The organism is Streptococcus equinus, assembly GCF_049393735.1.
GTDB lineage: Bacteria > Bacillota > Bacilli > Lactobacillales > Streptococcaceae > Streptococcus > Streptococcus equinus_G.
The window spans coordinates 439,216-457,489 of record NZ_CP185946.1 but is presented as its reverse complement, the minus strand read 5'-3'; the positions used below and the strand labels follow the sequence as shown (position 1 = coordinate 457,489).

15 protein-coding genes, 1 tRNA gene and 1 rRNA gene are annotated in these 18,274 nt (G+C 37.8%); 2 read left to right on the top strand and 15 right to left on the bottom strand.

Annotation, left to right across the window (positions count from 1 at the left end; genetic code table 11):
- Positions 1-72: 72 nt before the first annotated feature.
- From ACNTMY_RS02390 to ACNTMY_RS02370, 5 genes are all read right to left on the bottom strand, one after another.
- Positions 73-145 (bottom strand) — tRNA-Ala (locus ACNTMY_RS02390).
- Between the two features lie 54 nt (positions 146-199).
- Positions 200-1,747 (bottom strand): 16S ribosomal RNA (locus ACNTMY_RS02385).
- Between the two features lie 403 nt (positions 1,748-2,150).
- Positions 2,151-2,699: a ribosome hibernation-promoting factor, HPF/YfiA family gene (gene hpf / locus ACNTMY_RS02380; RefSeq protein WP_024344660.1), complete on the bottom strand. Its 549-nt coding sequence runs from the start codon at positions 2,697-2,699 to the stop codon at positions 2,151-2,153.
- Between the two features lie 76 nt (positions 2,700-2,775).
- On the bottom strand, positions 2,776-3,441 hold the full coding sequence (locus ACNTMY_RS02375) for a ComF family protein (protein ID WP_423216505.1): 666 nt from the start codon (positions 3,439-3,441) through the stop codon (positions 2,776-2,778).
- Complete coding sequence (locus tag ACNTMY_RS02370) at positions 3,441-4,739, bottom strand: DEAD/DEAH box helicase (RefSeq protein ID WP_423216504.1); 1,299 nt, start codon at positions 4,737-4,739, stop codon at positions 3,441-3,443. The genes ACNTMY_RS02375 and ACNTMY_RS02370 overlap by 1 nt, the downstream gene beginning before the upstream one ends.
- A gap of 54 nt (positions 4,740-4,793) precedes the next feature.
- Between ACNTMY_RS02370 and ACNTMY_RS02365 the strand changes: the two genes are divergently transcribed.
- Together ACNTMY_RS02365 and cysK are read left to right on the top strand one after the other, a co-directional pair.
- Positions 4,794-5,420: a YigZ family protein gene (locus ACNTMY_RS02365; RefSeq protein WP_420543813.1), complete on the top strand. Its 627-nt coding sequence runs from the start codon at positions 4,794-4,796 to the stop codon at positions 5,418-5,420.
- Positions 5,421-5,517: 97 nt separating this feature from the next.
- Positions 5,518-6,447 carry a cysteine synthase A gene (gene cysK, locus ACNTMY_RS02360; RefSeq protein ID WP_423216503.1) on the top strand — a complete coding sequence of 310 codons (930 nt, stop codon included), beginning with the start codon at positions 5,518-5,520 and terminating at the stop codon, positions 6,445-6,447.
- Positions 6,448-6,516: 69 nt separating this feature from the next.
- On the opposite strand, the gene ACNTMY_RS02355 is transcribed toward cysK, so the two are convergent.
- From ACNTMY_RS02355 to ACNTMY_RS02310, 10 genes are all read right to left on the bottom strand, one after another.
- Positions 6,517-6,873, bottom strand: coding sequence for a S1 RNA-binding domain-containing protein (locus tag ACNTMY_RS02355; RefSeq protein ID WP_027968108.1), 357 nt, complete (start codon positions 6,871-6,873; stop codon positions 6,517-6,519).
- Entirely contained in the window at positions 6,873-8,273 is a 1,401-nt protein-coding gene (locus ACNTMY_RS02350; protein WP_029876003.1) for a bifunctional Cof-type HAD-IIB family hydrolase/peptidylprolyl isomerase, read from the bottom strand. The genes ACNTMY_RS02355 and ACNTMY_RS02350 overlap by 1 nt, the downstream gene beginning before the upstream one ends.
- A gap of 123 nt (positions 8,274-8,396) precedes the next feature.
- Positions 8,397-9,041 (bottom strand): response regulator transcription factor, encoded by a 645-nt coding sequence (locus ACNTMY_RS02345; RefSeq protein WP_024344653.1) that lies wholly within the window; start codon positions 9,039-9,041, stop codon positions 8,397-8,399.
- Positions 9,025-10,050: a sensor histidine kinase gene (locus ACNTMY_RS02340; RefSeq protein WP_021141792.1), complete on the bottom strand. Its 1,026-nt coding sequence runs from the start codon at positions 10,048-10,050 to the stop codon at positions 9,025-9,027. Before ACNTMY_RS02340 ends, ACNTMY_RS02345 begins: the two co-directional genes overlap by 17 nt.
- Positions 10,047-10,742, bottom strand: a complete 696-nt coding sequence (gene liaF / locus ACNTMY_RS02335) for a cell wall-active antibiotics response protein LiaF (RefSeq protein ID WP_423216502.1) — start codon at positions 10,740-10,742, stop codon at positions 10,047-10,049. Before liaF ends, ACNTMY_RS02340 begins: the two co-directional genes overlap by 4 nt.
- Before the next feature lie 142 nt (positions 10,743-10,884).
- A complete protein-coding gene (pknB, locus tag ACNTMY_RS02330) occupies positions 10,885-12,759 on the bottom strand; it encodes a Stk1 family PASTA domain-containing Ser/Thr kinase (RefSeq protein ID WP_423216501.1) in 1,875 nt (624 codons plus the stop codon).
- Positions 12,759-13,496, bottom strand: coding sequence for a Stp1/IreP family PP2C-type Ser/Thr phosphatase (locus ACNTMY_RS02325; RefSeq protein WP_423216500.1), 738 nt, complete (start codon positions 13,494-13,496; stop codon positions 12,759-12,761). Before ACNTMY_RS02325 ends, pknB begins: the two co-directional genes overlap by 1 nt.
- 37 nt (positions 13,497-13,533) lie before the next feature.
- On the bottom strand, positions 13,534-14,856 hold the full coding sequence (gene rsmB, locus ACNTMY_RS02320) for a 16S rRNA (cytosine(967)-C(5))-methyltransferase RsmB (protein ID WP_423216499.1): 1,323 nt from the start codon (positions 14,854-14,856) through the stop codon (positions 13,534-13,536).
- Positions 14,846-15,781, bottom strand: coding sequence for a methionyl-tRNA formyltransferase (gene fmt / locus ACNTMY_RS02315; protein WP_039691948.1), 936 nt, complete (start codon positions 15,779-15,781; stop codon positions 14,846-14,848). Before fmt ends, rsmB begins: the two co-directional genes overlap by 11 nt.
- A 60-nt stretch (positions 15,782-15,841) precedes the next feature.
- A complete protein-coding gene (locus ACNTMY_RS02310) occupies positions 15,842-18,232 on the bottom strand; it encodes a primosomal protein N' (protein ID WP_423216498.1) in 2,391 nt (796 codons plus the stop codon).
- Positions 18,233-18,274 lie beyond the last annotated feature (42 nt).

Genomic DNA, 18,274 nt, shown 5'->3' with positions numbered 1-18,274 from the left:
AATTTCTTGAATCGTGGAATTTGATATAGATATTCAATTTTCAATGGACAATCTTTGAATCTTTCGATTCAATGGAGCCTAGCGGGATCGAACCGCTGACCTCCTGCGTGCAAAGCAGGCGCTCTCCCAGCTGAGCTAAGGCCCCACAAGACCTCTCAAAACTAAACAATACTCCAAACGTGCTTCCGTTTATCCTTAGAAAGGAGGTGATCCAGCCGCACCTTCCGATACGGCTACCTTGTTACGACTTCACCCCAATCATCTATCCCACCTTAGGCGGCTGGCTCCAAAAGGTTACCTCACCGACTTCGGGTGTTACAAACTCTCGTGGTGTGACGGGCGGTGTGTACAAGGCCCGGGAACGTATTCACCGCGGCGTGCTGATCCGCGATTACTAGCGATTCCGACTTCATGTAGGCGAGTTGCAGCCTACAATCCGAACTGAGATTGGCTTTAAGAGATTTGCTTGCCGTCACCGACTCGCGACTCGTTGTACCAACCATTGTAGCACGTGTGTAGCCCAGGTCATAAGGGGCATGATGATTTGACGTCATCCCCACCTTCCTCCGGTTTATTACCGGCAGTCTCGCTAGAGTGCCCAACTTAATGATGGCAACTAACAATAGGGGTTGCGCTCGTTGCGGGACTTAACCCAACATCTCACGACACGAGCTGACGACAACCATGCACCACCTGTCACCGATGTTCCGAAGAAACTTCCTATCTCTAGGAATAGCATCGGGATGTCAAGACCTGGTAAGGTTCTTCGCGTTGCTTCGAATTAAACCACATGCTCCACCGCTTGTGCGGGCCCCCGTCAATTCCTTTGAGTTTCAACCTTGCGGTCGTACTCCCCAGGCGGAGTGCTTAATGCGTTAGCTGCGGCACTAAGCCCCGGAAAGGGCCTAACACCTAGCACTCATCGTTTACGGCGTGGACTACCAGGGTATCTAATCCTGTTTGCTCCCCACGCTTTCGAGCCTCAGCGTCAGTTACAGACCAGAGAGCCGCTTTCGCCACCGGTGTTCCTCCATATATCTACGCATTTCACCGCTACACATGGAATTCCACTCTCCCCTTCTGCACTCAAGTCTAACAGTTTCCAAAGCGAACAATGGTTAAGCCACTGCCTTTAACTTCAGACTTATTAAACCGCCTGCGCTCGCTTTACGCCCAATAAATCCGGACAACGCTCGGGACCTACGTATTACCGCGGCTGCTGGCACGTAGTTAGCCGTCCCTTTCTGGTAAGTTACCGTCACTGTGTGAACTTTCCACTCTCACACACGTTCTTCTCTTACAACAGAGCTTTACGATCCGAAAACCTTCTTCACTCACGCGGCGTTGCTCGGTCAGGGTTGCCCCCATTGCCGAAGATTCCCTACTGCTGCCTCCCGTAGGAGTCTGGGCCGTGTCTCAGTCCCAGTGTGGCCGATCACCCTCTCAGGTCGGCTATGTATCGTCGCCTTGGTGAGCCGTTACCTCACCAACTAGCTAATACAACGCAGGTCCATCTACTAGTGAAGCAATTGCTCCTTTCAAGCATCTAACATGTGTTAAATGCTGTTATGCGGTATTAGCTATCGTTTCCAATAGTTATCCCCCGCTAGTAGGCAGGTTACCTACGCGTTACTCACCCGTTCGCAACTCTTCCAACTTTAGCAAGCTAAAGTCTTCAGCGTTCTACTTGCATGTATTAGGCACGCCGCCAGCGTTCGTCCTGAGCCAGGATCAAACTCTCATTTAATCTTGTTCTCATTCTGTCACTGACAGATTTATCGTTTTTTGACAGGTTACTTTCGTAACCCGCACGTTTGGTTCGTATTGTTCAGTTTTCAAAGGTCTTTGTCTCACTCGAGACAACTTCTATATTCTATCAAATTTAACTCTCGTTGTCAACACTTTTTTTCAAAGTTTTTTCAAACAAGTTTCAAATCTGATTGCCATCGTTCTCTCTCAAACAACAGCTATATTAGTTTAACATTGCAATCTCTTTTTGTCAACACCTTTTTTAAAACTTTTTTCCTCAGCTTCAGGTTATTGCTCTCAGATTTTTGCAGCTATATTAATTTATCATCTACTATCCTCTTTTGTCAATACCTTTTTGATAAAAAATTAAAATCCGCTATAATTAGCGGATTTTTTTACTTTTATTTCGCCTCTATCAGGCCTAATTCTCCGTCTTCGCGACGGTACAGGATGTTGGTTTCACCATCTTCGGCGTCAGTGTAAATGAAGAAGTCATGCCCCAAAAGGTCCATTTGAAGAAGCGCCTCATCAAGATCCATAGGTTTTAGGCTAACATGTTTTGTACGGACTACATTCACAGCTGGGCTTTCTTCAGTTTCTTCAGCTTCAAACTCACTTGTAAAAATATGGCTAGCTGGTAATTTTTCGCGATGTTTTCTAGCAATTTTCGTTTTATTTTTACGAATTTGACGTTCAATCTTATCTGTTACTAAATCGATTGATCCATACATATCTTGTGACACATCTTCTGCTCTTAGAGTAATTGAGTCAACCAAAATAGTTACTTCAACTTTAGCAGTTTTTTCACGATAAACTTTAAGATTAACACGAGCGTCTAACTCTTGTTCAGCGTTGAAGTATTTTTCAATTTTTCCGAGTTTAGATTCGACATAGCTACGGATAGCATCTGTTACTTCGATGTTTTCTCCACGAACACTATATTTAATCATAAAAACACCTCTTTCTCGCTATAAAGCGCTTTCTTTACTCTTTTATTATACTGCTTTCATGAAAATTTGCAAGCATTTACCGTGCAATTGTTAAACTTTTTACATTCTGTGCACCGTTTTCATAAAGAAGCTGATAAATGCCTTTTAGAGTAGCGCCAGTCGTATAAATATCGTCAATAATTAAAATATTTTTGGAAATATTACTATCGGGCATAACTTGAAAAGGACACTGACTTTCAAGTCTTTCTTTTCTGTTTTTATCTGATTGTTTAGCGATATTTTTCTTTGATAAAATTTCTTCATAGGCTACTCCAGAAGCGTCCAATAAGGCAGTAACTTGATTAAATTTGCGTTCCGCCATGCGCTCTTTACTTAAAGGCACTGGCACAATACTGTAATTTTTGTAGGGCTTTATTTTTTTCTTTAGATCTCTAGAAAAAATTGCCCCGAGCGCTACGTCTCCTTGAAATTTGTACTTTGAAAAATAATTTTTCATGGCAGCATTATAGGTAAAAATTGCCTGATGTTTGACAGAGTGCCCCTCCTTTTCCCATTTTTGACAGTCTTTACACTGTGTCTCACAACCATTTCGATAACAAGTTGGACAGTGCTTATCTCCTATTTTTTCAAATGCACCAAGACAATCAGGACAAACGTTATTTTGTCTTTTTTGAATAGAAATGATACCCAAAAAAGTTTCTTTTTCAAGAAATAATTGGTCACATAGCAAACATTTTCCCATTAAAATCCTCCTTTCTTGTTCATCTCTTTTATTTCTTTAATCGCTTTTTGCATGGATTTTGTAACACCGTCATGCAAGAATAATAATTCGCCTGTAGGTCGTTCAGAAGCTCTTCCGACACGGCCAGAAATTTGCACTAAAGCGCTCTTGGTGTATAGTTTGTGATTTGCTAATACGACAAATACGTCAACACAAGGGAAGGTAACTCCACGTTCTAAGATGGTTGTGCTAACTAGGATTGTTATTTCGCCCCTTCTAAATTTTTCAACTAATTCAAGCCTATCTTCGGTCTGACTTGACACAAAACCAACCTTTTCAGTAGGAAATTTTTCTTGTAAAATCATTGAAAATCTTTTTCCTTGCTCAATATTTGGAAAAAAGATTAGTAGGGGATAGCCTGTTTTCCTTTGACTTTTAAGAAGTAAATCTAACTTTTGGGGTATTTTTCCTTTGTTCATCAACTTTAGTAGCCCGCCAAGCCATCTCATTTTAGGGACAACTAATGGATTTGCATGGAAACGTCTGGCTAAGTGCAATTTTTTTAATTCACCTTTTCGAACTTTTTTATCTAATTCATCTGTCGATGTAGCTGTTAAAAATATTTTGACGCCATCAGGGTTCAAAGATTGATTCACAGCTTGATAAAGCATTTTATTATCAACAAATGGAAAGGCATCTACTTCGTCAATGATTAATAAGTCAAATGCTCGATAGAATTTCAAAAGCTGATGAGTAGTAGCAATAATTAATGGTGCTCGTTTATAAGGCTCAGAGTCTCCGTGTAACAAAGTAATCGGACACGAAAAATCACGAGACAAACGTTTATAAAGTTCTAAACAGACATCAATTCGTGGGCTAGCAAGACAAACACAACCACCGTCATCAATTGTTTTTGCTACTGATTGATAAATCATTTCTGTCTTGCCAGCCCCGGTCACCGCATGGACTAATAAGTCTTTCTTTTCAGCGATTCCCGACAACATACCTTCTGATACTTCATTTTGATATGGAGTTAATTGTCCTTGCCAATTTAGACAATTATTTTTTTGAAATGCTTTCTGCGGGAAATAGTATAGATAAGAATCACTGATATTACGACCAAAAACTAGACATTCTCTGCAGTAAGTCTGACCAGTTTGTAGCATATTCTCTGATAAAACAAGACTCCCGCAACGGTTACACGTATGATTTTCTTTTCTCTTTACCATAGAAGGAATTTTTTCAGCCTCTTCTTTTAACTCATCAGACAATTGAGACTCAACAAAAATTCTTCCATAGTAGTCATTTTTATCTTCCATATCTATTTATTCGAAAATTTTGCTAAATCTCTAAAAATCTTGTAAAATTTTGGTATGAACTATAAAACAATAAAAAAAGATGGCATCTGCGAGGAAGAAATCAAAAAATCTCGCTTTATTTGCCAATTAAAACGTGTTGAAACTGAAGAAGAAGGTAGAGAGTTTATTGCTCAAATTAAAAAAGAACATTACAAAGCAACCCACTCTTGTTCTGCAATGATTATCGGAGAGAACTCTGAAATCAAGCGCTCTAGTGACGATGGTGAGCCAAGCGGAACAGCTGGTGTTCCAATGCTTACAGTTCTAGAAAAGCAAGGATTAACAAATGTTGTTGCGGTAGTCACGCGCTATTTTGGTGGTATCAAATTAGGCGCCGGAGGCTTGATTCGTGCTTATGCTGGTAGTGTTGCAAATGCCCTTAAGGAAATTGGTATCGTAGAAGTTAAAGAGCAAGAAGGCATAAAAGTCACTCTTTCTTATCCGCAGTACCAAACATTTTCAAATTTTTTACAGTCTGAAGAACTTCAAGAATTTGATACTGAGTTTTTAGAAAATGTCACTACTCACATTTACCTTGATCCTGAAAATATCCAAGAAGTAACTGATCGACTTATTGAATTTTATCAGGGTAAAGTTACTTTTGAAAAAGCTGGTTCAAAAATTGTAGAGTTGGATTTGTGATAAGTTTTTCCTATCACCTTGATAAGAATTAAATATTTTACAAACAATAAATTTGAGCATATACTTGACCTATAACTTTTATTCAAGGAGAAGATTTATGGCAAAAATTTATAACTCAATTACTGAATTAATCGGAAATACTCCTATTGTAAAACTGAATAACATTGTTCCTGAAGGCGCTGCTGATGTTTACGTTAAAATTGAATCATTTAATCCAGGGTCTTCTGTTAAAGACCGTATTGCTCTTCGTATGATTGAAGATGCTGAAAAAAATGGAACTATCAAACCTGGTGACACAATCGTTGAACCTACATCAGGTAACACTGGTATCGGTCTTGCTTGGGTTGGTGCAGCAAAAGGTTATAAAGTTATTATCGTAATGCCCGAAACAATGAGTCTTGAACGCCGTAAAATCATTCAAGCTTATGGAGCTGAACTTGTTTTAACACCAGGAAGCGAAGGCATGAAAGGTGCTATCGCTAAAGCAAAAGAAATCGCTACTGAAAAAAATGGATGGGTTCCACTTCAATTTGCTAACCCATCAAATCCTGCTGTTCATGAAGCTACAACTGGTGCTGAAATTATTGATGCTTTTGGACCAAAAGGTCTTGATGCTTTCGTAGCTGGTGTTGGTACTGGTGGAACAGTTTCAGGAGTTTCTCATGCTCTTAAAAAAGCTAATCCAGATATCAAAGTATATGCTGTAGAAGCTGATGAATCTGCTGTTCTTTCTGGTGAAAAACCTGGTCCGCACAAAATTCAAGGAATTTCTGCTGGTTTTATTCCAGATACTCTTGATACTAAATCATATGATGGTATTATTCGTGTAGCTTCAGATGATGCTATTGTGACAAGCCGTCATCTAGGTGGAAAAGAAGGATTCCTTGCTGGTATTTCTTCTGGTGCTGCAATCTTTGCCGCTATTGAAAAAGCAAAAGAACTTGGTAAAGGTAAAAAAGTCTTGGCACTTCTTCCAGATAATGGCGAACGTTATCTATCAACATCACTTTATGATTTTGAAGACTAATATACAAAAATGCTAGAAAATTATTCTAGCATTTTTCTTATATCATAAAAAAGCATCCTAAGGATGCTTTTATTCTTTAGTCAATAAATCGAGACTTTCTTTAGTCCATTTTGGCAAATTATCTGCCAAAGGTTGAAAGCCAATATTTAGGTGGCTATTTGAAAAACGATGACGTCTGTGAAGGTGATGCTTTTCCTCTTCGAGAGTACGAAGGGAAAGACTTGCTTTTTGAGTAAATTCATCAAAATCAACCACCTGAACTAAGACTTTTTCGCCAACTTTTAACAGTTGATAAATGTTTTCAATATAGCCTGTTTTGATTTCTGAAATGTGAATAAGACCTGTTGTCCCATTATCCAATGCGACAAAGGCACCATAAGGTTTTATACCCGTTATTGTTCCAGTGATTTTGTCGCCAATTCTCATTAATCAACTACCTCAATTGTTTCGATAACTACGTCTTCAACTGGACGGTCTTGCGCACCAGTTTCTACGTTTGCAATTTCGTCAAGAACTTTGTAAGATTCTTCATCCATGATTTGACCAAAGACAGTGTGACGACGGTCAAGGTGAGGTGTACCACCGTTGTTTGCATAGTATTCAGCAATTGGTTTTGGCCATCCACCTCGTTCTAGTTCTTTTTGAGCATATGGAATTTTGCTGTTTTGTACGATGAAGAATTGACTTCCGTTAGTATTTGGACCAGCATTTGCCATTGAAAGTGCGCCACGAACGTTGTAAAGTTCTTCTGAGAATTCATCTTCAAAGCTATCACCATAGATAGATTGTCCACCCATACCAGTACCTGTTGGGTCGCCACCTTGAATCATAAATTCAGGGATAATACGGTGGAAGATAATACCGTCATAGTAACCATCTTTTGACAAAGCAACGAAGTTTGCTACTGTTTTTGGTGCATGATCAGGGAAAAGTTGAATTTTCATGTCACCGTGATTTGTTTTGATTGTCGCAACTGGACCCTCGACAGTTGATAAATCAACTTGTGGGAAGTTTAATTGTTTTTCTACCAAACCTAGTTCCTCCAAGGCATATAAAATGCCATCTTCTTCTACTGTTTTTGTTACAAAATCTGCTTTTTCTTTAAGTTCAGGTACGGCATTACCCATGGCAATCTTCAAGCCAACATAATCAAAAATTTCCATATCATTTGGACCATCACCAAACATCATGGCATTGATTGGTTTTAAGTTTTGGCTTTCTAAAACATGGGCAACACCAGACGCTTTAGAAATATTTACTTTAACAACATCAGATGAATGTTCGTGCCAAGGCACAAGACGAATTTCATTTGCCAATTCTTCTGGCAACTGTAAATCAGCATTATTTTCTGCGAATGTCCACATTTGGTAAACATCATTTGTCAAATAAAAATCTGGTTCAACATCACAGATACCGTAAATAGGTTTCATAGCGTCATCAATCAAATCACAACGTTTTGACACGACTGGCTTGTCTTTACCAGTAAAACCATATTCAATTCCTTCTGATTTTGCCCAGTTGACATATTTTTCAACAAGTTCACGTGGCAATGGATCGCTAAAAATCTCTGATTCTTTATTATCAACGACATAGGTTCCGTTGATTGTTACAAAAAAATCAGGATGCAAATCACGAATTTCAGGTACTACACCATAAAGTGCACGACCAGTAGCAATCCCTGTCATAATGCCTTTTTCTTTCAAGTTTTTAAAGACATACTTGATTGATTCTGGCATATAACCTGTCAGCTTAACACGCAAGGTGTCATCAATGTCAAAGAAAACAATTTTAGTTTTCTTGGCTTTGTATTTTGTTTTTACATCCATCTGTATCATTATGGGAAAGGAAATGGTCAATACATCTCAATTTCCATCAAAAGTCCAAAGACTTTTATCCCATTTTCCTTTCTAACTTTGAAATCAAAGAAAAGCTATGTTTTTATTATATCATTATTCCTCATCTTGCGGAACTAAATGATGCTTAAAGGCATAGACAACAGCTTGTGTGCGGTCATCAACTTCTAGCTTCGCTAGAATATTTGAAACGTGCGTCTTCACAGTTTTTAGAGAAATAAATAACTCGTCAGCTATAGTCTGATTATCATAACCTTTTGCCAAAAGTTTCAAAATATCTCGTTCACGCGCTGTCAAATCCTCATGTAATTCTGGCTTTTGATCGTGCGCTTTAATTTTTTTATCAACTTCTGTCTCAATCGCCAAATCACCACGCGCAACTTTATGAATAGCATTTAAAATCTCGGCTGCACTGGATGTTTTTAGCATATAACCTTTAGCACCGGCTTCAATAACTGGATAAATTTTTTCATTATCAAGGTATGACGTCAAAACTAAAATTTTAGCTTCTTTCCACTCTTTTAAGAGTTTCAATGTCGCTTCAACACCACTCATCTCAGGCATTACTAAATCCATGACAACAACATCTGGTTTTAACTCTAATGCCAATTTTATCCCATCAATACCATTCCCAGCCTCACCGACAACTTCAACGTCTGGCTGCAAATTAAAGAAACTTTTCAGCCCTAAACGTACCATTTCATGATCATCAACTAGGATAACTCTAATTTTCTGGGTCATCTTCTTTCTCCTTTTTTTCTCCCTTGACCAAAGGCAAACGAATATCCATTGATACTCCTTTTCCTTTTTGGCTCAAAAATGTTATTGTACCAGCCATATCATCTACACGATCTTCAATATTAGTAATACCGTAACTTAAATCATGACGCTCATCCATATCAAATCCGACACCGTTATCCACCATTTTCAATTGCAATTCGGTTTCAGTTTGATTTAGATACACTTCCAGACGAGTCGCTTTTGCGTGCTTAAGTGTATTGCTAATAAATTCTTGTGCAATTCGGAAAACATTATCTTCAATTTTTTTAGGTAATTTTCCAAGATTTTTCTTATAAACAACTTCTATACTACTCTTATCTGTTAATTCTTTCAAGAGGATATCAAAGCCTTCTGAAAGGGTTTTATTTTCAAGTTCTGTAGGTCTTAGATGCAAGAGTAAAATTCGTAAATCCTTTTGAGCATTTTGCAACATACTTTCAACTGCAGTCAACTGGAATTCCAGCTGCTCTCTTTCAATTTGGTCAAGATTAGCTGATACACCTGAAAGAATCATTGAAGATGCAAATAATTCTTGACTGACAGTATCATGTAAATCACGCGCAATACGTTTACGTTCTTGCTCAACAATTTCTTGTCCATTTTGAATACGACTATTTTCAGTATTTTGGAGACTTGTTGTCAAGTGAGTCATTTTTTTAGATAAGCGTGACAAATTTGTGTTTATTTCTGTATCTTCATCAAGAGATACTTCCTGATTATTTAAAATACGGCGTAAATTTTGATTGATACTGCGCTTGCTGTTATCATCTAAAATCACCCACAATAAAAGCAAAAGAATCGTAACAGCTAGAATTAGGAAAACAATTGAGAAGACAAAACGTTCCCCCATCCAAAAATCAGTGATAAGATTTTGTAAATGTAATTCTAAGCTATCTAAAACAACAACAACGATTGAAATGATAATGATACTTGCATAAAGAATCAAGAGTAAAAAATGATGTTTTTTCATTTACGTACCACCTCTACATCTCCAGCAATCGTATTCACAATGACTTTAACACCTTTTAGGTATTCTTCATCTTGAGCATGCCATAATTTCAATGATTCATTACGCAAGTCATACTCACCAAAATCAAAATATCGAACACTGCCATAAATAGCACTGACGTCAAGCTTAACCCCGACATCAATTGGCACTAAAATTTTTGTTGGACCAAAAACTTTGCGGATAATAACAACATTATCTTTTCCTGTTACAATAACATTGCTCAAATCAATGACGTCACTTCCTGTTAATCGAATGATATTAATATCATCAAAAGCGTAAAAATCACTATCGTGCATGTCGGCACCAATCCACTGGTTTCGAATTGGTTTTGCCTTTAGGTCTTCTTCACGAAAACGCACCAGAGCAAAACGATTCTTCTTTTTAACTTGTGAAAAATGGTTAATCACAACATAAACAACACCTAAAATGACTGCCATGATGATGTAGGGGTTTAGCATCAAAATCAAAAATAGAAGAACTAATCCCACAGTTAACAAAAGATTATTACGTTTATCCTGATTGTAAAAACGAAGCGCTAAAAGAATCAAGACTAAAATTAAGATAAAACTCGATAAATTATTAGCCATGATTGTCATCAAGCCCATCACTAATAAAATAGCTTCAACAATGACAAAAAATTGAACTTTTCGCATATCTTACCCTTTCTTTTTTTGTATTTTACCAAAAAGCCTTAAAAATTTCAGCCTTTTGCCACGTTATCGTTAGCACATTTTCCAATTTTTCTGTACAAATAAAAAGCCTGAGAAAATCATCTCAGACTTCTTTTATCATATTCTATTGTTGCATTTCAGTAGATGCTTCTGAACTTTCCTCAGTGCTGCTACTTGATGAACTTGATTCACTTGTATCACTTGTTTCAGATGATTCTGGGGCTGATTGTGACGGTTCTTCAGATGGTTGAGCATCTGCTACTGAAGAGAAGTAAAGATTAACCTCTCCTTCAACTGCTCCACCATAATAAGGATCTTGAGCAACAACGACCGCAGAACTTGATACAGAGTTCACTCGAGAGTATCCTGATGATGAAGTTGCATCTGCCATATAAACTGTAATATGTGAGCTTGATACCCCCATAGAATTCAATTCAGCAATCGCTTCTTGGTAAGTATAACCAATAAGACTAGGCATTGTGATTGCTGCTACTTCAAAGGTGATTTTATCTTTGCTACCAACTTTTGTTCCTTCGTCAGGAGTCTGGCTGATAATAGTACCACTATCATATGAAGTATCAGTTACCCACTCGATATCAATCATTTTACTTGAAATACCATGTTTGTTTTCAAGCTCCTTGATGACATCTTGATAATTTTGACCAGTGTAGTCTTTCATCTTGAATTCAGAACTTCCTTTTGATACATAAATATCAACTTTAGCGCCTTCTTTCTTAGATGAACCAGCGACCGGATCTGTTTTAACAACATGACCGTCAGCGACTGTATCACTAGAAACTTCGTGGATATCACCAATTTTCAAACCAGATGATATCAAGCTAGTCTTAGCATCAGCTAGAGTTGCACCAGATACATCTGGAACATTGACTGAAGCTGGTGTACTTAAAGTTAAATAAGTAAAGATAGCAATTGCAACAACAACGACTGCAAAGAAGATTTTCATCAAAGTACCAAACATACGATGAGATTTTTTCTTTTTAGCCTTTGCTTTAGGTGCTTTTTGATTAGCTACTTCTTTATTTTCTTTTGCAGCTTTTTGTTTCTTCAACAATTGTTCTGTCGTTGATGGAACAGGTGTTGAAGTAGTCACTTTTGGAAGTGTCTTAGTATTTTCTGTATCCTCAAAGACGAGTTTACGTTCACGACTACGGTTGTATGAAAGTGCCGTCATCAAATCACGACTCATTTCAAATGTTGACGCATAACGATCACTTAAACGTTTAGCTGTTGCTTTAATAACAACATTTTCTAATGCTTGAGGAACGTTTTTGTTTTCATCAATGATTGATGGAAGTGGTTTTTGGAAATGTTGAAGTGCAATGGTAACAGCTGAGTCACCATCATAAGGAATGTGTCCAGTTAACATTTCAAACAACATAATCCCCATAGCGTAGATATCACTTTGAACAGTGGCTTTTGAACCACGCGCTTGTTCAGGTGACAAATAATGCACACTACCGAGCATTGAATTGGTTTGTGTTAGGCTTGTTTCTGCAAAAGCTACAGCAATACCAAAGTCAGTAACTTTAACAGTTCCGTCTTTGGTCAACAAAATATTTTGTGGTTTTAAGTCACGGTGAACAATTCCTTGTTGATGGGCAAGAGTCATTGCTGACAAGACTTCTTCCATAATTCTAACAACTTCGTTATTAGATAGAGGCGCATGATCTTGAATGTATTTTTTCAAGTCAGAACCATCAACATATTCCATTACTAAGAATTGCTGTCCGTCTTCTTCTCCAATATCTCGAATCGAAACAATATTGGGATGGTTCAACTCTGCCATGGCACGCGCTTCACGTTGGAAACGTGCTACGGCAATCTGATCTGTTTGATAATTTGTACGAAGAACTTTGATTGCAACTTCTTCATTATCAAGAATCAAATCTTTGGCAAGATAAACATCTGCCATTCCACCCCGTCCGATTGATTTAAGGATTCGATAACGACCAGCAAATAATTTGCCAATCTGAATCATCAAGCTTCCTCACTTTCGGCGTGGATAAGAGCAATGGTAATGTTATCAAGACCTCCTCGGTCATTAGCAAGAGTTACCAATTCATTATTTTTATCATCAAGATTCTTATCCTGAGTCAAAATGTTAACAATTTCATCATTTGTAATCATATTTGTCAAGCCATCACTGTTAATAATGAGATAATCATCATCTTCAAGGACTTGAACACCTAGATCTGGTTCAACTGGATTAGCTTGCCCAATAGATTGCGTAATGATGTTTTTTTGTGGGTGGTTTGCTGCTTCTTCTTCTGTCAATTGACCAGCTTTTACCAATTCATTAACAAGAGAGTGGTCACTTGTTAATAGTTGGTATTCGCCATTATGAAGCAATCCAATACGTGAATCACCAACGTGCGCAAAGATAACGTTGTTATCAACAATCGCTAAAGCTTCAACGGTTGTTCCCATACCTTTGTACTCATCTGTTTGACCCAGTTCGTAAATTCTTTTGTTTTCAGCTTCAAGAGCTGTTATCAACCAATCACGAATTTGACTTAGTTCTGTAAAATCAGTACCAATCCATTCACGTCCAAGATCAGTAACGGTCATTTCACTAGCAATATTACCAGCACGATGACCTCCCATACCATCTGCTAGAATAACTAATGTGATACCTTTTTGATTATCAAATTTGTTAATAAAATCCTGATTATTTGAACGTCTTTGTCCGATATCAGTTACAAGTGAAATTTTCATAGTTTTATATCTGACTGTGTCAGTTTCCTCCTCGAGATTACAAGATACGTTTAACTTGTCCAATAAAGAACCCGTCTGTCTGATATTGCTCTGGTGTGATTGCAATACAGCCATCTTTTACAATATCTTCTTGTGTATGACTCAGTTTTACTTGTTCAAAATTTGGATGAGTTTCTAAAAATTTATGAATGACTTGGAAGTTTTCCTCATCAAAAATCGTACAAGTGCTATAAGTTATTATACCACCTTTACGCAATGTTTGACAAACGCTATCAAGAATTTGCAATTGAATTTCTTGTAAAGCGTTGAAATCTTGGTTTTCTTTATTGTATTTGATGTCTGGTTTACGACGAATCAAGCCGATTCCTGAACAAGGAGCATCTACCAAAATTTTATCAAACGTATCTGCTGCAAAATGTTCATGAACAGTCGTAGCATCCATTCTTTGGGTAGAGATTTTATCATCAACGTGCAAACGTTTAGCATTGTCTATAACTAAGGCTAACTTGTGATCATACAAATCAAGCGCTGTAATATGACCATCAGTAAGATATGACGCCATATGAGTAGTCTTTCCACCTGGAGCAGCACATGCATCAAGAATCTTCTCTGCCCCTTTAATATCAAGTGTTGGTGCCACTAGCTGACTAGACTCATCTTGAATAGTAATATCACCGTTAACAAAATAATCCGTCCCTGCAAAATGCCCTGATGTTTTAACCAAACCAACAGGAGATAAAAGTGATGGTTCAGCACCAGTTGACGCCTCAATCTCAGCTAACTTATCAGGATTTGTCACACGGATACTTGCCTTGTTTCGAACAAACAGACTTTGCATAATCGCTTCAGCTCGCTCTTCACCAAACTGTTCGATTATTTTTTTAACTAACCAAACTGGTACAGAATATAAGACTGAGTAACGTTTGTTTTTGCGTTTAATATCTTGTGGGTTAGGCAATTCTTCTTTTGTCAAACGTCGTAAAACAGCATTAACAAATTTTTCAGCACCTTTTTTATTGCCACGATTTTTTGCAATATTAACTGCATCGTTGACAACAGCGTGCGCTGGCATTTTATCAAGGTATAACAGCTGATAAAGGCTCAACATCAAAAGGTAGTATACCCATGAATCTAACTTATCTCGGTCTTCGATATAATGTGCTAAGTACCATTCCAAGGTAATCTTACGTGCAACTGTTCCATAGACAATTTCAGTCACTAAAGATTTGTCTTTTTGGGATAAATTAGTATGTTTCAACTCTTGATTAAGAGCGATATTCGAATAAGCTCCTTCTTCAAAAACATTTTCAAGAACAAGTAAAGCTAATCCGCGTGCTTGGTTTTTCCAATCATTCGCCAATAAGGTCACCTACTTCAAGTTTACGTCCAACACCATTTAGAAAATCAACGACACTCATACGAGGTTTTCCAGCTGGCTGTACAGTTTTTAGTGAGATTGCGCCATCACCAGTTGCCACAACAAGTGATTTTTTACCTTTTTCGATAATTTCACCAGGTTTTCCTTGACCTTCAGCCAAAGTAGCTTCATAGATTTTGAAACGTTTGCCATCAAGAAGTGTGTGAGCAACAGGCCATGGATACAAGCCACGGATGTGGTTAAAGACATCACGCGCTGATTTATTCCAATCAATACGTTCTTGTTCTGGTGTAATATTTGGTGAGAAAGTTGCTGCTTCTTCATCTTGTGGTTCAGGTTTGATATTTCCAGCAATGTAATCAGGCAAAGTTTTCAAAAGCAAATCACGTCCGATAACTGCCAATTTTTCAAACATTGTACCGACGTTATCATCATCAGTAATTGGTGTTGAAGCTTTAGCAATCATATCACCAGCATCCATTTTCTTAACCATTTCCATAATAGTTACACCTGCTTCTTTGTCGCCATTGATAATAGCATAATGAATTGGTGCGCCACCACGATATTTTGGTAATAATGATGCGTGAACATTAACAGCAAAATCAACAGAGTCAAGCAATTTTGTTGGTAAAAATTGACCAAAAGCAGCTGTTACGATACCATCTGCACCCAAAGTCATTAGCTCAGCCATTTCTTCTGAACCAGACATCTTTTCAGGTTGATAAACTGGTAAGTCATGTGCTAAAGCGACTTCCTTAACAGGTGTCATTTTAATTTCTTTTTTACGACCAACAGCGCGGTCTGGTTGAGTAACAACAGCCAAAACTTCATAATTGGCATCGTTTAATAAGCCTTTTAGAACAGTCGCTGAAAAATCAGGTGTTCCCATAAAAATAATTTTTGTCATTTTTCTTCCTCTCAAAGGATTTATTTCTTATCTTTTTCTTTATTATAGCATAGCAAAAGCCTACATAAAATTCTGTGGCTCATGGTCAATCACAAGTCGCAAATCTTTATTTTCAGGTAATTGCGTCATGTCCAAAATGTAATTCAAGACCTCTTCTAAATGATCTTCAAAGCGATATTTAATAATAATCTGATAATGATAGAGATTATGCGTTCTTGCAATCGGCTTAGGGGTTGGCCCCAAAATCTTGATTTTATCAGATAAATGCTGACGCAAGAGTTGCAAGATTTCAAAAGACTTGCGTACAACTGTCTGCTCATCTTTGTGCGATAAAGTCAAACCAACCGTAAAATAATATGGCGGATAAGACAGTTGTTTGCGAATTCCCATTTCATAAGCATAAAATGCTTCATAATCCTGCTTTTGAGCCAACTTAATGGCATAGTGCTGAGGATTATAAGTTTGAATGAGAACTTCACCTTCTTTTTCTGCACGCCCTGCACGTCCTGCTACCTGCGTTAGCAATTGGAATGTTCTCTCAGATGATCTAAAATCAGGCAAGTTCAAAGACGTATCCGCATTTAAAACCCCAACTAAAGTCACATTTGGAAAATCAAGTCCTTTTGCAATCATTTGAGTTCCAAGTAGAATATCTGCTTCATGATTTCCAAATTTATCCAAGATTTGCTGATGAGCACCTTTTTTGCGCGTTGTATCAACATCCATTCGTAAAATACGAGCTTGCGGAAAAACCTCTTTTAATTCATCGTAGGCTTTTTGAGTCCCAGTTCCATAGTAACGAATACTGCGGCTATGACAATTTGGACATGTATGAGGAATAGCTTTTTCAAAACCACAATAATGGCAATTCATGGTCTTAGTATCCATATGAAGAGTTAATGAAATATCACAATTTGGACACTCATCTACATAGCCACAGTCACGACACATGACAAAGCTCGAATACCCACGGCGATTTAGCATGAGAACGACCTGCTCACGTTTTTCCAATCGATCAGCGATTTTTTCCAAGAGATAAGGTGTATAATTGCTGACTTCTTGTTGCCCGACATAATCGCGAAAATCAACAATGTCTACTTTAGGAATTTTAGCGAGTGGGTTAGCACGATGAGTCAATTGTAAAAATTGATAAACACCACGACTAGCTCTAGCACGGCTTTCAATACTTGGCGTTGCAGATCCCATCAACAACACAGCTTTATGATATTTTGCTCGCAAAAGAGCTACATCTCGCGCATGATAACGCGGATTAGATTCTTGCTTATAAGTTGCCTCGTGTTCCTCATCGATAATGATGGCTCCAATATTTTCCATTGGAACAAATATAGCTGATCTAGCACCAACAACCACACGAGCTTGACCAGATTTGATTTTACGCCACTCATCAAACTTTTCACCATCAGATAAAGCCGAGTGCATAATCGCCACTTGCTTACCAAAACGTGAAATAAAGCGATTCGTCATCTGAGGTGTTAAAGAAATTTCTGGCACCAAAACAATAGCTGTCTTACCGAGTTTTAAGACCTTATCAATGATATGGAGATAAACTTCAGTTTTACCTGAACCAGTCACACCTTCTAACAAGAAAGGTTTAGATTCTTTTCCAATTTGACTTGTGACTTCCTCAACAACTGCAGCTTGTTCATTATTTAAATCAAGAAACTTAGTCGTTGCAACATCAAAATAGGCATCTGAACGTTTTTTCTCTTTTTCAAGGACTTTAATCAGCTGATTTTCGACAAAAAATTTAACAACATCACGTGAAAACAGCTGATGCAAATCTGATAATTTTCCTTCATTAGGATGTTCAAGCAGATATTCTCGCAACTCTAAACGTTTCTTAGCACGAGCCGAAATGTCGGCAGCTGCTAATTTATCAGGCAAAACTTGATAGTATTTTTCTGTCTTAATATTCTTCTTGTCTTTTGCCAAATATTCTACAGTTATCTTTCCAGCCTGAACTAGCCGTGCAACTTTTTTAGCCTCATCTTCTGACAAAGTAGAATGAAGACGACTCTCTTTTTCGCCAAATAGAGCTAATCTCTCTTCTTGTGACAAATTTTCATTTGGAATCAGCTTTTTATCATACTGAGAATTCAGGAGATTTGGAATCATTGATTTCAATATTGAAATTTTATATGAAAAGACAGTATGGCGCATTTGCTCAGCTAACTCAAGTTGCTCTTCGTTCAAAACAGGTTCAAAATCCAAAACTTCACAAATAGCCTTGAGTTGGTTAGCTTGACCTTCCATATTCTCAGCAAAGCCAACAACGAACCCTTGCAAGAGACGATTGCCACGTCCAAAAGGAACATGCACACGAGACCCTAAAACAATTTGGTCTTGCATATCGTCTGGGACAAGATATGAAAAAGGCTTATCCGTCTGCATCAAGGGAACATCAACGATAACTTGGGCAATTTTTACCATAACTCTCCTTTCTAATGACTCTTGAGCCAACAAATCTGCATT

What these genes read in the sequence shown, in the direction of transcription:
- hpf (WP_024344660.1), bottom strand. Translation starts at nt 2,699, where the DNA reads ATGATTAAATATAGTGTTCGTGGAGAAAACATCGAAGTAACAGATGCT.
- ACNTMY_RS02375 (WP_423216505.1), bottom strand. Translation starts at nt 3,441, where the DNA reads ATGGGAAAATGTTTGCTATGTGACCAATTATTTCTTGAAAAAGAAACT.
- ACNTMY_RS02370 (WP_423216504.1), bottom strand. Translation starts at nt 4,739, where the DNA reads ATGGAAGATAAAAATGACTACTATGGAAGAATTTTTGTTGAGTCTCAA.
- ACNTMY_RS02365 (WP_420543813.1), top strand. Translation starts at nt 4,794, where the DNA reads ATGAACTATAAAACAATAAAAAAAGATGGCATCTGCGAGGAAGAAATC.
- cysK (WP_423216503.1), top strand. Translation starts at nt 5,518, where the DNA reads ATGGCAAAAATTTATAACTCAATTACTGAATTAATCGGAAATACTCCT.
- ACNTMY_RS02355 (WP_027968108.1), bottom strand. Translation starts at nt 6,873, where the DNA reads ATGAGAATTGGCGACAAAATCACTGGAACAATAACGGGTATAAAACCT.
- ACNTMY_RS02350 (WP_029876003.1), bottom strand. Translation starts at nt 8,273, where the DNA reads ATGGATGTAAAAACAAAATACAAAGCCAAGAAAACTAAAATTGTTTTC.
- ACNTMY_RS02345 (WP_024344653.1), bottom strand. Translation starts at nt 9,041, where the DNA reads ATGACCCAGAAAATTAGAGTTATCCTAGTTGATGATCATGAAATGGTA.
- ACNTMY_RS02340 (WP_021141792.1), bottom strand. Translation starts at nt 10,050, where the DNA reads ATGAAAAAACATCATTTTTTACTCTTGATTCTTTATGCAAGTATCATT.
- liaF (WP_423216502.1), bottom strand. Translation starts at nt 10,742, where the DNA reads ATGCGAAAAGTTCAATTTTTTGTCATTGTTGAAGCTATTTTATTAGTG.
- pknB (WP_423216501.1), bottom strand. Translation starts at nt 12,759, where the DNA reads ATGATTCAGATTGGCAAATTATTTGCTGGTCGTTATCGAATCCTTAAA.
- ACNTMY_RS02325 (WP_423216500.1), bottom strand. Translation starts at nt 13,496, where the DNA reads ATGAAAATTTCACTTGTAACTGATATCGGACAAAGACGTTCAAATAAT.
- fmt (WP_039691948.1), bottom strand. Translation starts at nt 15,781, where the DNA reads ATGACAAAAATTATTTTTATGGGAACACCTGATTTTTCAGCGACTGTT.
- ACNTMY_RS02310 (WP_423216498.1), bottom strand. Translation starts at nt 18,232, where the DNA reads ATGGTAAAAATTGCCCAAGTTATCGTTGATGTTCCCTTGATGCAGACG.